Origin of the sequence: Williamsia sp. 1135, from assembly GCF_002095395.1 — a bacterium.
In the GTDB taxonomy this organism is placed as follows: Bacteria; Actinomycetota; Actinomycetes; order Mycobacteriales; family Mycobacteriaceae; genus Williamsia.
On sequence record NZ_MJEI01000094.1, the window covers coordinates 93,250 to 107,303 of the forward strand.

Genomic DNA, 14,054 nt, shown 5'->3' on the forward strand with positions numbered 1-14,054 from the left:
CTTCAGCCCACACCGCCCCCAGCCCAAGGAGCACCCCATGGCGTCAACCGCCACCACCCCCGACCACACCGTCGCCATCGTCGGCGCGGGTTTCGGCGGCCTCGCCGCCGGAATCAAACTGCAGGAACGCGGGATCGACGATTACGTCATCTTCGACCGCAACGACGACGTGGGCGGAACGTGGCTCGCAAACCGGTACCCCGGGGTCGAGGTCGACATCCCCTCGGTCACGTATTCGTACAAGTTCGCCCTGAATCCGGAGTGGTCACAGATTTTCGCACCGGGTTCGGAGCTGCTGCAGTATGCCCGCGACATCGCCGAGCGGTACGGCATCCGCGAACACATCCGGTTCGGCACAGCCGTCGTCGCCGCAGATTTCGATGATGAGTCGGATGTCTGGACCATCACCACCGCCGCCGGCGCCACGGTCACCGTCCGGTTCCTGATCTCCTGCCATGGCGCGCTGTCGACGCCCGCCACCCCGAATCTGCCCGGGCTGGAGAACTTCTCCGGGAAGGTGTTGCGATCGGCTTCGTGGGACCACGATTACGACCTGACCGGCAAGAAGGTCGCCATCATCGGCACCGGTGCCACCGGTATCCAGATCATTCCCACCATCGCGCCCGACGTCGAGCAGCTCACCGTCATCCAGCGCACCGCGATCTGGGTGCTGCCCAAGCCGAACGCCGTCGTCCCCGGCTTCCTCCGGTCGGTGTACCGCCGGATCCCGAAACTGCAACTACTGCCGCGCTTTCTGATCGACTCGACCTTCGAGATCGCCGAGACGCTCGGGGTGGTCTACAACAAGCAACTGCCCGCGATCACCCGTGGCATGGAGAAGCTGTGTCTGCGCCACCTGCGGGCTCAGGTCAAGGACGCCGAGACCCGGGAGAAGCTCACGCCGCACTACGGCTACGCCTGCAAGCGTCCGTCGTTCTCCAACGACTACTTCCCCACCTTCAACCGGGACAACGTCAACCTGGAAACCTCCCCCATCGCCCAGATCACCGCCGCCGGAATCAAGTTCGCCGATGGCAACGATCTGGAACTGGATGCGCTGATCCTCGCCACCGGTTTCAAGATCTTCGACCTGCCGTACGAGATCCGAGGGGTCGGCGGGCAAGATCTGGGGCAGACCTGGGCTTCGGAGCGGATGCACGCCTACGAGGGGATCACGGTGCCGAACTTCCCCAACCTGTTCCTGGCACCGGGACCGTATGGCGTCATCGGCTTCTCTTGGTTCGACACCATCGAACTGTGTGTCACGCATGCCGTGCAGGTGGTGGCGAAAGCGGTGGCCGCCGGCTCCAACAGGGTGAGCGCCACCGACGAACAGACCGACGAGTTCGTCGAGAAGATGCGTAAAAGGGTGCGCAGCACGGTCTTTGCCAGTCCACGCTGCGCCGGGTCGAACACGTACTACATCAACGCCCAGGGCGATTCGCCCTATCTTCGCCCGTCGAGCCGCGTCGAGTCCATCATCTCGCTGCGCAAAGCACTCAAGAGTGGGTACGAGTACTCCGCCTGACCTCGATCCCACAAAAGCACACCGTTGAGTCAAATGCACACGTTTGAACGTGTGCAAATGACTCAACGGTGTGCATCTGTGTCAGATCACCCCGGCGCCATGGAGCACCCTACGAATTCGACTGCGCAACAATTGCGGAGTCCTGAAGTCGTCCCACACCCACCTGATGACCATGATCCCCTCCTCGCGCAACCGGTCCTCTCGACGTTTCTCCCGGATCACCGCATCTGACATCGATTCGCCTGGTCGCCGGTGCTTCTCGTACTTCACCTTGCCGTCGAACTCACCCACCACCTTTCCTTCCCAGTCGAAGTCCACTCGTGCGATCAGGATTCCCTTCTCGTCGTGGAACTCCGTCTGCAGCGTCGGCAATGGAATGTCGGCCCATTCGATGAACAGGCTTCGGCTCAACGACTCACCCACCGACTCCGAGTTTCGGTCGGCAACGTCCAATGCCCGACGCAACACAGCGATGCCGGAACTCTTTGCTGACCGCCTGACGATCGATGTCAGCTCTGCTTTGTCGACCCCCAAACGCAGCGCGTGGTCGAGGACCACAACTGCCTGCGCAAAAGACCCCTGTCGAGCCACATCGCACGCCGTGATCCCCAGCTTTGTCAACAGCACCCCGTCGACCACGGTCACATCGGCCCTCGTCAGAGAACCAGTGTGGAGATGCACCTCACGGCCCCGGCGCCCACCGGCCCGAACATAGAAGTGGACCCGCCGCTGATCCGGTGCCAGCTGGTTCAGCCCGTGCATCACCGCCGCTGACGAATGACTGACCACCCGTTCCGTGGATCGGCCGGCAATGGCGATCACGAGTTGCCGGTAGGCCTCGTCGTAGACCGGTTCTGCGGTGTCCTCGTCGGGGTCGACCGTCCGGTACACACCACGAGTGACGCGTACCAACCTTCCTCGACGGTGGTCACGCCGAAGTTGGGCGGCATCACCACCATTGTGAACGAACTCTTTTCGACGGACGAGACCGTCCTCGGGATCTGGTGTGAAGTCCATGGACCCGATCTTGACCGGCCCGATAGGACCGACCAGACCGCAAAACCCTGTTGACGCCGTACTTGTGGATCACGCCCCACACTGTGGACAAACGCAGATGCACACCGTCGAGTCATCCGCACACGTTTGAACGTGTGCAAGTGACTCGGGCGGTGTGCTTGTGTCGTCAAGCTTCTTGCTGGACGAGTTCGGGCTCGGCGACGACCGGGTCCCCAAGTTGCCTGTTACGCAGGGTGATCCAGGCGACAGGTGCGGCCAGTCCGGCCGCGACGACTGCGACGATGACCGAGCTGTGCAGTCCGTCGACGAAGGCGTCCTGAATGGTGACCAGCATCTGGCGGCCGTCCGGTCCCGGTATTCCTGCCGCCACCTGGACGCCGGCCATCACCGAGTTCTTGGATGCCTCTACCGCCTCTGCAGGTAGGCCGCTGCGATCGAGCTGGTCGCCGATCTGTGTGGTGTAGACCGACGAGAGCACCGAGCCCAGCACCGCGACGCCGAGGGTTCCACCGAGTTCGCGGGTCACGTCGTTGACCGCTGATCCGGCACCTGCCTCTTGCGGCGCAAGGGAGTTCATGATGATGTTGGTCGCCGGGCCCTGGACGAATGCCAGACCCATGGCCATCAGGCTCATCGACCAGACGATCAGCCCCCAGTACGAGGCGTCGCGGCCGGCGAGTAGCACCAGCGCAAATCCCGATGCCATGACGGCCGATCCGAGCGCCGCCACCCGGCCGGGCCCGAGCGTCCGGGCGAGGACCATCGCCAGTGGCGAGAACACGGCCATGACAATTGCGAACGGCAGCGTGTGCAGGCCCGCGTCGAGCGGTCCGTATCCCTTTACGGCTTGGAAGTACTGGGTGATCAGGAAGATGAATCCGAACAGACTGAAGAACGCCACCGCGATCAGACCCGACGCGACGGCGAACGGGCGATTCTTGAACAACCGCACGTTCAGGATCGGATGTGCCGAGCGGAGCTCTCGCAACACGAAGACCGCGAGAATGAGTGCGGCGCCGATGAATCCCGTAATCGTCCGCACCGATCCCCAGCCGTGGTTGGGCCCCTCGATCAGGGTGTAGACCAGTAGCGAGACACCCGCGATCGACGTCACCGCTCCGACCAGATCGAACGGTCCGGGCTGCGCTTTGCCACCGCTGGGCACCACTGCGGCGATTCCGGCGAGCACGGCAGCTGCGATGGGGAGATTGACCCAGAACACGGACGACCAGGAGTAGTGCTCGAGCAACCAGCCGCCGAGGACCGGGCCGACAGCTACGGAGATGCCTGACGTACCTGCCCAGATGCCGACCGCGATCGCCCGTTCCTTCAGGTCGGGGAACAACCCGATCAGGATGGCAAGGGTCGCTGGGAAGACCATTGCGGCAAAGAGGCCCAGACCGGCCCTGGTGGCGATCAGCTGACCGAGAGTTGACGACTCCGCGGCGAGAACGGACACCGCGGCGAATCCCACCACGCCGATGACCAAGAGCCTGCGACGCCCGAAACGGTCGGCGAAGTGTCCTGCGGTGAGGAGCAACCCCGCAAACGTGAGGGTGTATGCGTCGACGACCCACTGCAGTCCGGAGTTACTTGCAGCGAGATCGCGACTGATGGTCGGCAGCGCGACGTTGACGATCGTGTTGTCGATCATCACCAGCAGGACTGCGCCGCACAGCGCGACGAGGGCCCACCAGCGCCGGTCGGGCGGTGCTGTGTCCGGCGATGTCGAACCGCCGGGTTCGATCAGATGTGTCTTCCTCATCGCTACTCCTCGAATAGTATGTCGTTCCAGTGTTGTAGTACAACGTTCTATTCAAGAAGAACAGTGTGCTACAAAGATGTCAAGGGATATCCCCGAATCGTGTGGAAGGATCGACGTCTTGGCAATGAAGCCTGCAGGTACGGCAACCCGCACTCCGGCCGGAGACGTCCGCGGATTGCTGCTGGCAGCGGCCTTGCGAGTCCTGGACTCCGGCGGGGAGAAGGGGCTGACGGTCCGGGCTGTTGCGGCCGAGGCCAACGTTGCGCCGATGGGTGTGTACAACCATTTCGACGGCAAGACCGGTCTGATGACCGCGTTGGTCACCGAGGGCTTCGCACAGCTCCGCAACGCAGTTGCCGCTGTCGTCGACACCGATTCGCACGCACGACTCCACCAGGCAGGCGTCGCCTACCGCGCGTTCGCCCTTCGGTCCCCGACTCTCTACCGGATGATGTTCTCTGGCCAGTGCACACCCGCTGGCGACGTCGCCAGCAGTGCGCTCGGTTCACTCACCGAGATCATCCGTTACGGCCAGGCGGCCGGAACCATCCGGGCGGGTGAGCCTTTCGACCTCACGCTGCAGGTGTGGGCGTGTGTACACGGAGCCGTCAGCCTCGAACTCGACAGCAGTGGACCTCCGGGCACCGAAGAACACTGGGCCTTCATCTATCAGCAGACCCTCGACCTCATCAGCCGCGGCGTCGCACCCTGACCGGTGTGGACTAGGGCAGCACGATCGGCGGTTGTCCGGGAATCGGATTCGGGATCGTGTTCTGTCGCGGCCGCGGGGCCGGGCGCCTCGTGCTCGGCGGCGGCGGCGGGGGCGGGGTGGTGTATTTGACCACCGGCGCGAGGGCAGCCAAGGTGTTGATCGGCGGAACCGCCGGCGTCGAACTCGGTGCCGTTGTGGTCGTGATGGTCGCGCCCGTCGGGTCCGGCGTCGTGAGGTAGCGCTGCGACTGCGGCTGGGTGGCGTCGTCTCGCCACGGGGTGGTCACCAGGGTCGCGCCGCCGACGAGGATCAGCACCGACAACAACGCTGCACCGACGAGAACCAGACGGTTCTGCTTCCGGCGATCTGCTGGGACCGCCGGCTCGAGATGGGGTGCCGGTACCGAGACCTCGTGCAGCTGAGGTGCCGGGCCGGAGGCAGGCGGCGGTGACGGTGGTGGAAGTGGCAACGGAAGCTGTGTCGCCGGAAGCGGCACGGGGGGCGGCACGAAGGGCGCAGTCTCCCCGTCCGACGGCCGGGCGTGCCTGCTCGGCCGCAGCGTCGAGAGGGGGTTCTTCAGGGGCGTGACGGCCATGGTCGGCGGCACAGCGCCCGACAACGCCACCCCGAGACCCTCCAGGAGTCCCGGCCACTCGGTGTGGTTGGGCATGACCACCGCGGCCGTCACCGGCAGCGGTGAGGCGATGGACACCGAACGAGCCACACTGACGGCTCGGACAATCGACGCGCCCAACGCCTCGTCGAGGTCGGCGCGCGTCACGCGAAGCAGCCCCACATGCTGCTGCCCCATCACGAACGTACCCGGCGACGTAGTCAGCAACATCCTGGCCTGAGGCATGAGATCGAGCAGCTCCCGCGCCCACTCGGCGGTCTCGGGCATCTGAGCCTTGCCGACCCGCACCAGGTAGTCGGCTATCGCCCGATCGAATGCCGTCGCCTGGAGGGTGTGATCGTTCAGCTCGATCAGGCACTGGCCGGTCGCGGCGTCCACGGCCGCGCCGCGCAGACCGTTCTCGTCCAGATCGATGAGAGTGAACGCCGGACCGACGTGACCGACCGTGGTCGTGAGCAAGTCACGGATGTCCCGCAGCAGAGATTCTTCCAACCAGATCACGCGACTCGGCATCCGTGACCTGCCCGATTCCCCGTACATCGGGGTCATTCTGCCCTGACACCGCACGGGTGTCGCATTTGCGGTGCTATTTTCTTGCCGGCACCGGCGACTTCGCGGCCACCGCTGTGAAATCTGCGGTGAGGTCGACCGACCGCATCTGCTGCGCGAACTGGGTGGCGAAACCGGGGAACATGGTCGCGTTGAACCCGTCGTCGGTGAGGTACCAGCTCCGGCAACCCGAGTTCCACGTCGTCTTCGTCAGCCGGCGCTGCAGATCGTCGTTCAGACGATCCTGCACATCGCGGCGAACGTCGAGCACCTGCAGGTCCCGCTTCAAGATCGTGTCGATGGTCAGGGCGATGGCCTCGATCTGCTCCTCCATGTACACGAGCGCCGAGTTGTGCCCGGGCCCGGAGTTGGGACCGAAGGTCAGATAGAGATTGGGGTAACCCGACACGGCGTAGCTCTTGTACGCGTACGCACCCTTTTTCCATTCCGCGGCGAGCTCGCGTCCGTCGCGGCCGAAGATGGGGATGGGGCTGCCCTGTTTGGAGACCTCGAACCCGGTGGCGAACACGATGCAATCCGCCCGGTGTTCGATGCCTTCCACTGTCCTGATCCCGTTGTCGACGATCTTGGCGATGGGCCAGGTGACGAGCGTGCAGTTGTCCTTCTGCAGGGCCGGGTAATAGTCACTGCTCATCAACAGCCGCTTGCAGCCGGGGCGGAACTCCGGGGTGAGCTGTCGCCTCATCCACGGATCCGATACCTGTTGCCGCAGATGCGCCTTCGAGATCCACGACACCACCCGCGTCAGGGGCGTGTCCCACACGACGGCGAGAGCGACCGATTCGTGACCGTAGAACCACGCTTTCCGGGCAAGCTTCTGGGTGAGCGGGACCTTGCGGTAGATGTCTTGCGTGCGCCCCGCGACCGGACGATCCAACCGCGGCAATACCCAGCCGGGGGTCCGTTGATAGACATTCACCGCCTGAGCCTTCTTCACGATCTCGGGGATGATCTGCACCGCACTGGCACCGGTGCCGATGACGGCCACACGTTTGCCGGTGAAGTCGTAGTCGTGATCCCAGGCCGCAGAATGGATCTTCTTGCCTGCAAAGTCGTCGATGCCGGGGATGTCGGGAAATCCCGGCGTCGACAGCGGACCGGAAGCCACGACCACGGTGCGCGCGTAGCGGGTTCCGCCCGTGACCTCGATGCGCCAGCGGCCGTGTTCTTCTTCGAAAGTCAGGCCGGTGACGTTCGATCCGTACCTGATGATCCTGTCGAGATCATGGTCCGCCACCATCGCGTCGATGTAACCGAGGATCTCCGAACTTCCTGAGTAGGTGCGTGACCAGTCAGGGTTCGGCGCAAACGAATACGAGTACAACCGCGACGGGATGTCGCACGCCGCACCCGGATAGGTGTTGTCGCGCCACGTCCCGCCCGGGCGCTGCCCCCGTTCGAGGATCACGATGTCGTCGATCCCCCTCTGCTGCAGCCGGATCGCGGCTCCGATACCCGCAAAACCGGCGCCGATGATCACCACATCGGACACGACGGGCTCGGCCTCGATGACCACTGTCTCCATGGTGCTCATGCGACGGTCTCGTAGGTCAGTTCCTTGGACCAGGTCGGCTGCGCCCGGAGCAACCGGCGCGGATAGTTGTCGGTGACCTTCACCATGAGTTCGGCGAACAGATGGTAGGGGCTGTTGCGGTCGATCACCCAGCCGGCGTGACGCTTGAGGACCTGGTACGTCATCAAACGGGTGCCCTTTCCGCGCTCGCCGTTCTTCTTGAAGCGGCTCATCGCCTCGTACAGGCGTTCTTCTTTCAGACCCATGTCGACGATGTTGTCGCGCATCTTGTTCAGCAGCGGAACGTACATCAGCGCACCGATGATCACACCGGGGTGCAGCACACTGCCGACCGATTCGATCAACAGCTTGCGCATACGCGCCTGCCCGATCAGGTCGAGTGCGTAGAAATCGACCGCGAGATGGCGGCTCTCGTCTGCATTGATCTTCTTGAAGGTGGCATGGCAGATGGGATCGTCGACCTCTTCGAGGAGGAACTTCAGCAATGCGCCGTCGAGCGCGACCTCCAGCATCGGGATCACCGTTCCCAGCACCGAGAGCGACATGTGGTCAGAGAACTTGTCGAGCCATTCGATGGCGAGCCGGATGTTGACGTTGGGCTCGGGCACCTCTCCTTCTTCGAGCATTCCCCACCGTTGCATCAGTGCCAGTTCGGCATTCGCGTGCTTCTGCTCTTCGGCGTGGAAGTAGCGGTAGATCTCGGCGAGGGTCTCGTTCGGCGCCTTCTTGGCGAGCGCGGCGAACCCGCGGGCACCGACGTTCTCGATCCAGACCAGATCGGCCATGAAGGCCTTGAGTTTCGGACGCTGCTCATCGGTGATCATCTCGGCACCGGGGGCATCCCAGTCGATGTCCGCGAGTGCCCACTGGCGGTCTTTGATGGTCTGCAGCATGTCTTCCAGCACGATTACCATGACTACGCTCCCACTCTCTCGGTTGCCTTGATCGGATCATGTTGCGGAACAATTCGATTGAGGATGCCCGCGCCGGCACCGTACGACCGGGGGAAATGTCTCTTGAGGGCCCAGATGGCCTTGGCATCGACCTGCGGGACCACGTACAGCCGGCCTTTGTCGTTGGCGTCCAGGGTCATGCGGGCGACTCGTTCGGGCGAATACCCGATCCATTTCATGGCGACGTCGACGATCTTGCCCGCCTCGTCGGTGATCCGGCCGTCGGTGCCGACGTTGGTCTTGACGAAGGTCGGGCACAGGACGGTGACCTTGACCGGCGTACCACGCACCTCGGCGGCGATCGTCTCCGACAAGGCCAGCACGCCGGCCTTGCCGACGTTGTACGCCGCCATACCCGGCGCGGCCGAAAACGCCGCTGCCGATGCCACGTTGATCAATCCCGCGGGGCGGCCGGCCTTCTGCAGTTCGGGCACGAACAGCTCGCTGCCGTGCACCATGCCCCACAGGTTGATCCCGAGCGCCCACTGCCAGTCGTCGACACCGATCTGACCGACGGGCTTGCCGCCGATTCCCACTCCAGCGTTGTTGATCATCAGCGAAACAGGCTCTGTGAAAACTTCTTTCGCGTAGTCCGCCAGCCTCTGCAGGTCGGCTGTGCGCGACACGTCGACCACCACCGGATACGCCGAGCCCTTGCCTGCGGCTCGAATCCGATCCGCGGTCTCCTGGGCTCGCTCACGATTGATATCGGCGCAGATCACCTCCCCACCGCGGCGGGCCAGCTCGAACGCGAATGCGCGGCCGATGCCGCTGCCGGCGCCGGTGACGACGGCTCGTGCTTCGTGAGAGATTTTCGTGGCCATCAAATACTCCTGGGGCTCGCGGTGATGAAGTCAGCGGCATCGCGCAATGCGGTCCGCGCCTCTGGGATCAATCGGGAAAAGGCCTGGAATACGTGCAGCTGACCGGGCCAGATCTGCAGGTGAGCGGTGCCACCCGCGTTCTGCACCATGCGCGCCATCTCTTCCGCATCGGCTCGCAGCATCTCGACCCCGCCTACCTGGATGAGGAAGGGCGGCAGGGTCTGCGACTGATCGAGTCGCAGCTGCAACCTCGGCAGATCAGCAGGCTGCTGCGCCGTGTACAGCCCGACCAACCGTTTCGCGGCGGCCGCGGAGATGAGCGGGTCGCGGCGCACCTTCTCCTGCCGCGCGGCCAGCTCCAGGGTGAGGTCGAGCAGCGGCGAGAACAACACCACCGAACGCGGTTGCTCGCGTCCGGTGCGGGCATTCTCTGCGATCAGATCGAGAGCAAGGTGCCCGCCGGCGGAATCGCCGGCGATCACGATGTCCTTCGCCGCGTAGCCCTGACGGAGAAGCCAGGCGTACGCCGCGTCCACGTCATCCGCCGCTGCCGGGTAGCGATACTTCGGCGCGAGACGGTATTCCACACAGAACGCCGCCAAGCCGGTGTACCTCGCCAGCCTCGCCACCAATCCCCGGTGAGTGCGGGGCGAGCAGATCGCATATCCGCTGCCGTGCAGATACAGGATCACCTGACCTGCCTCGACCTCCGCTGCTCTGGCGTTCTGGGGCCGCACCCACTCACCACGGACCGCTCCACATCGCACCTTCTCGACGTCCACCCCTCGTGGCGAATCTCCCGCCAACATGGACGCCGCGACCAGCGATCTCGTGAATGCGACACCCGGCCTATTGGTCGGGACCCTTTCGGCGAGAGGACGCAAGAACAGGCCGGTGGCACCGACCAGCGCTTGCGAACGTGGCGAGGGCCGTAACGCGGGCCCCTTCAACACTGTGTTCTGCTGCACACTTCTGAGTGTCACCGCCCACTGTGCCATTTGTCAATGTCACGTTTGCATTCGCTAGAATCGGCTGCTACCACCACTGACGGCGTGAGGCGAAGGCGAGCGATGACCGAATACCGGATCGACGATCTGGCACGGGCGGCCGGAACCACCACCCGTAACGTTCGCGGCTACCAGGACCGCGGACTGCTGCCCAGGCCCACTCGCCGCGGTCGCATCGCCATCTACACCGACACCCACCTCGCCCGCCTGAAGGTCATCAACGACCTGTTGCATCGCGGGTTCACTATCCGGCACATCGCCGATTTCCTCCTCGGGATCCAGCGAGGTGATGATCTCGCCGACGTGCTGGGCATTCGGGAGGTGGTCACCGAACCGTGGTCGAAGGCAAAATCCGAGACCATTTCGGCCGAAGCCCTCAAGTCACTACTGAACTCCGGTAACCCGTCCCACTATCTCAAGCTCGCCGAGTTCGGACTGATCGAGCCCGAGGGCGACGACTACGTGCTGCTCGACCGCGAAACCGTTTACGCCTTCGGCAGACTGACCAAACTCGGACTCTCGCTCAGCACGATTCTCGATGTGCACGGGCACGTCGAGCGGGAAATGGCTGCCGTCGCAACGACTCTGATCTCCGCAGGCCGCTCAGTGGTGGCTGCCGAACACGGTGACGGCTGGGTGCCGGCGAGCGGTTCCGAAACCGACTGGCTTGCTGAACTGCTCGGTGAGATGCGCCGCACAGCGACCATCTCCGCACACAGCGCCCTTGACCGCGCGCTCGACCGCGATCTCGCGCACCAGCTCAAGGACTACCTCGAGCGGGCCGACATCGATCCGAAGGATCTCCCTTGATCCTGCACTAGGGCAGCAGGATCGGCGGCAGACCCGGGATCGGATTGGGCAGAGTCCTCGGCGCCGGAGCGGGGGGACCCTGCCGCGGCGGAGGCGGCGGCTGTGTCACCGGCGGCGGGGTCGTCGGCGGAGGAACGGGTGCCTCGTACTGCACCGCCGGTGCCAGCGCCCGTGCGGTGTCGAGCGGCGGGATCACAGTGGTCGGCGGATCGACCGGAGCCCCCGGAGTCTTCTGGGTTGGCGAAGGCGTCTGCGGCGCAGGGGTTGTCGGCGACGGTGGATCGGCCGGCCCCTCGAGGACTCGCTCGATGCTCAGCGGCCGCGACTCGACATGTTCCGCATCTTGCCACGGCGCAGCCCATGCAGCAGCACCGCCGATGGCGATGAGTGCCGCGGCCACTGCACCTGCGAGCACCTTCCTGTTCTGCGTCCGGATCTTCTTGGTCTCTTCCGGATCGGGCGCCGCAGGGGCAGGCAGGTAGAACCGCGCGCGCCGATTCGGGGCGATCGCGACGACATCGGGATTCGTCGACCAGTCCGCGTCATGTCTACCGAGTGACTGCCGCAGAGGAGCAGACCGCAGCGCGACCACGGGCAGCCGACCGACCCGCTCTGACCCCATGGCGGCGGTCAGCCCCTCGAGGAGCCCGGGCCAGCGGGTGTGGCCAGGCATGACGACCAGCGAGGTCACCTGCTGCGGAGACCCGATGGCGACCGATCGGGCAAGGCTGGCTGCCCGAGACAGAGCCGGCGCCAGGGCCTCGTCGAGGTCGTGGTGAGTCACCCGGACGAGCCCGACACTGTTGCGCCCGATCACGAAGGCGCCGCTGGCACCGGCGAGTTTGATCCGCACCAGTGGCATCAGGCCGATGAGTTCGAGCGCCTCGGACCTCGTCTCCGGCGACTTCGCCCGGCCGGTGCGGACGAGGTGGTCGGCGAGCATCCGGTCCAGCGCCGCCGGCTCCACCAGCGGTTCGCACAACTCGATGAGCCTCTCGCCGGTCTCGGCGTCGACTGCGCTGGCCCGAAGGCCGGTGTCATCGAGTCTGACCAGCACAAATGCGGGCCAGCCCGCTGCGGAGGTGATGTCGGCCAGTGCGCCGCGTATCTCGGCGAGCAGTGGTGCTGCGAGGTGGCCACGCACGCGCACCTCGTCGACTTCGGGATCGGCTCCCGTGCCCGTCGTTACCGACAATCTATGCCTTCTCTCGCCCTCCCCGGCCAGTTAACTTGTTTCGCCATTGTGCACCCGCCGATGGCCGGTGTCCGCATCACATCAGAATCGGATCTCGCACGTCGATGCTGCGTACCGGCCCACCCAGGCTCGAATAATGCCAGCCTGCCCGCCGCCAGACCCCGGCATCGAGGCACCGACGGCCATCGACGATGTTGGTCCGGCGGACCACGGGAGCGAGCTCGTCGGGATCCATGTGGACGAACTCATCCCATTCCGTCAGCACCAGTACTGCGTCCGCCTGATCGCATGCCTCGCGGGCAGTCTCGGCGTAACTCAGTGTCGGGAAGATGTTGCGTGAGTTCCCCATCGCCTTGGGATCGAAAACGCTGACCGCAGCGCCCTTCAGCTGCAACTGGCCGGCGACGTTCAATGCGGGCGAATCGCGCACATCGTCGCTTTCGGGTTTGAATGCCGCGCCCAGTACGGCGATGTTGCTACCGAGAAGGCTGCCACCGCACACCTCGGTCGCCAGCTCCACCATCGCGGTCCGGCGACGCATGTTGATCGAGTCGACCTCGCGAAGGAAGGTCAGCGCCTGGTCGGCGCCGAGTTCGCCGGCACGGGCCATGAAAGCGCGGATGTCTTTCGGCAGGCACCCGCCACCGAAGCCGAGCCCCGCGTTGAGAAACCGGCGCCCGATGCGGTTGTCGTAACCGATGGCGTCCGCGAGCATCGTGACGTCGGCGCCCGCAGCCTCACAGACCTCGCTGATCGCGTTGATGAACGAGATCTTGGTGGCCAGGAAGGCGTTGGCCGAGACCTTGACCATCTCGGCGGTTGCCAGATCGGTGCACAAGAATGGAATCTGCTCGTCGAGTAGCTGGGCGTACAGCGCTCGCACCTTGGCCTCGGCTGTGCTCTTCTCCCCGGAGAAACCGAGCACGATCCGATCGGGATGCAGCGTGTCCTTGACTGCGTAACCCTCACGCAGGAACTCCGGATTCCAGGCGACCTCGACCGTGGTGCCCTCAGACGCCGCAGCGTCGGCGCGACGCTGCAGCTCACTCGCAGTCCCCACCGGAACCGTCGACTTGCCGATGATCAGATGCTCACCGCGCAGTCGCGGGACGAGATGCTCGACCATCGAGTACACATGGCGGAGATCCGCCGCGTATTCGCCCTTCTTCTGCGGCGTGCCGACGCCGAGGAAGTGGATGTCGGCGAACGCGGCGGCGTCGTCGTAGTCCGATGTGAAGCGCAGGCGCCCTGATTCCAGATTGCGCCGCAGCACGTCGACCAGCCCTGGTTCGTAGAAGGGCAACTCCCCCGACGTCAGCGTCGCGATCTTCTTCTCGTCGACGTCCACTCCGAGCACCTCGTGGCCCAACTCCGCCAGGCACGCAGCGTGGGTTGCCCCGAGGTAGCCGCAGCCGAACACTGTCACTCTCATACCCGTGGTCATACCCATGTGCGTACGGAGTATGTCTGTCCAACCGGCGCACTTTGGGTGACGTGCCGGCCAT

12 protein-coding genes are annotated in these 14,054 nt (G+C 64.6%); 3 read left to right on the plus strand and 9 right to left on the minus strand.

All coding sequences use genetic code 11. From position 1 onward, the window contains the following. Positions 1-37: 37 nt before the first annotated feature. Positions 38-1,528: an NAD(P)/FAD-dependent oxidoreductase gene (locus BFL43_RS14515; protein ID WP_084893227.1), complete on the plus strand. Its 1,491-nt coding sequence runs from the start codon at positions 38-40 to the stop codon at positions 1,526-1,528. 81 nt (positions 1,529-1,609) lie between these two features. Here the strand turns inward: BFL43_RS14515 and BFL43_RS14520 are convergent, their stop codons facing one another. Together BFL43_RS14520 and BFL43_RS14525 are read right to left on the minus strand one after the other, a co-directional pair. Next, the gene (locus BFL43_RS14520) at positions 1,610-2,545 is read right to left on the minus strand and encodes a hypothetical protein (protein WP_084893228.1); all 936 of its coding nucleotides are present in this window, start codon (positions 2,543-2,545) and stop codon (positions 1,610-1,612) included. A 166-nt stretch (positions 2,546-2,711) separates the two neighbouring features. Further along, a complete protein-coding gene (locus BFL43_RS14525) occupies positions 2,712-4,310 on the minus strand; it encodes an MFS transporter (RefSeq protein WP_084893229.1) in 1,599 nt (532 codons plus the stop codon). A 124-nt stretch (positions 4,311-4,434) separates the two neighbouring features. Between BFL43_RS14525 and BFL43_RS14530 the strand changes: the two genes are divergently transcribed. Further along, positions 4,435-5,022 carry a TetR/AcrR family transcriptional regulator gene (locus tag BFL43_RS14530; protein ID WP_084893230.1) on the plus strand — a complete coding sequence of 196 codons (588 nt, stop codon included), beginning with the start codon at positions 4,435-4,437 and terminating at the stop codon, positions 5,020-5,022. A 10-nt stretch (positions 5,023-5,032) separates the two neighbouring features. Here BFL43_RS14530 and BFL43_RS14535 read toward each other — a convergent pair whose 3' ends face one another. From BFL43_RS14535 to BFL43_RS14555, 5 genes are all read right to left on the minus strand, one after another. Further along, a complete protein-coding gene (locus BFL43_RS14535) occupies positions 5,033-6,157 on the minus strand; it encodes a hypothetical protein (protein WP_168176642.1) in 1,125 nt (374 codons plus the stop codon). Positions 6,158-6,242: 85 nt separating this feature from the next. Then, complete coding sequence (locus BFL43_RS14540) at positions 6,243-7,760, minus strand: NAD(P)/FAD-dependent oxidoreductase (protein ID WP_084893232.1); 1,518 nt, start codon at positions 7,758-7,760, stop codon at positions 6,243-6,245. Then, positions 7,757-8,674, minus strand: a complete 918-nt coding sequence (locus BFL43_RS14545) for a reductase (protein WP_084893233.1) — start codon at positions 8,672-8,674, stop codon at positions 7,757-7,759. The genes BFL43_RS14540 and BFL43_RS14545 overlap by 4 nt, the downstream gene beginning before the upstream one ends. 2 nt (positions 8,675-8,676) lie before the next feature. Then, on the minus strand, positions 8,677-9,537 hold the full coding sequence (locus BFL43_RS14550) for an SDR family NAD(P)-dependent oxidoreductase (RefSeq protein WP_084893234.1): 861 nt from the start codon (positions 9,535-9,537) through the stop codon (positions 8,677-8,679). Then, positions 9,537-10,505, minus strand: coding sequence for an alpha/beta hydrolase (locus tag BFL43_RS14555; RefSeq protein WP_240498259.1), 969 nt, complete (start codon positions 10,503-10,505; stop codon positions 9,537-9,539). The genes BFL43_RS14550 and BFL43_RS14555 overlap by 1 nt, the downstream gene beginning before the upstream one ends. A 102-nt stretch (positions 10,506-10,607) precedes the next feature. On the opposite strand from BFL43_RS14555, the gene BFL43_RS14560 reads away from it, so the two are divergent. Beyond that, entirely contained in the window at positions 10,608-11,354 is a 747-nt protein-coding gene (locus BFL43_RS14560) for a MerR family transcriptional regulator (protein WP_084893236.1), read from the plus strand. Positions 11,355-11,361: 7 nt separating this feature from the next. On the opposite strand, the gene BFL43_RS14565 is transcribed toward BFL43_RS14560, so the two are convergent. Next, positions 11,362-12,549 (minus strand): hypothetical protein, encoded by a 1,188-nt coding sequence (locus tag BFL43_RS14565; protein WP_084893237.1) that lies wholly within the window; start codon positions 12,547-12,549, stop codon positions 11,362-11,364. Positions 12,550-12,625: 76 nt separating this feature from the next. Then, positions 12,626-13,981: a UDP-glucose/GDP-mannose dehydrogenase family protein gene (locus BFL43_RS14570; RefSeq protein ID WP_084893281.1), complete on the minus strand. Its 1,356-nt coding sequence runs from the start codon at positions 13,979-13,981 to the stop codon at positions 12,626-12,628. Positions 13,982-14,054: the final 73 nt, after the last annotated feature.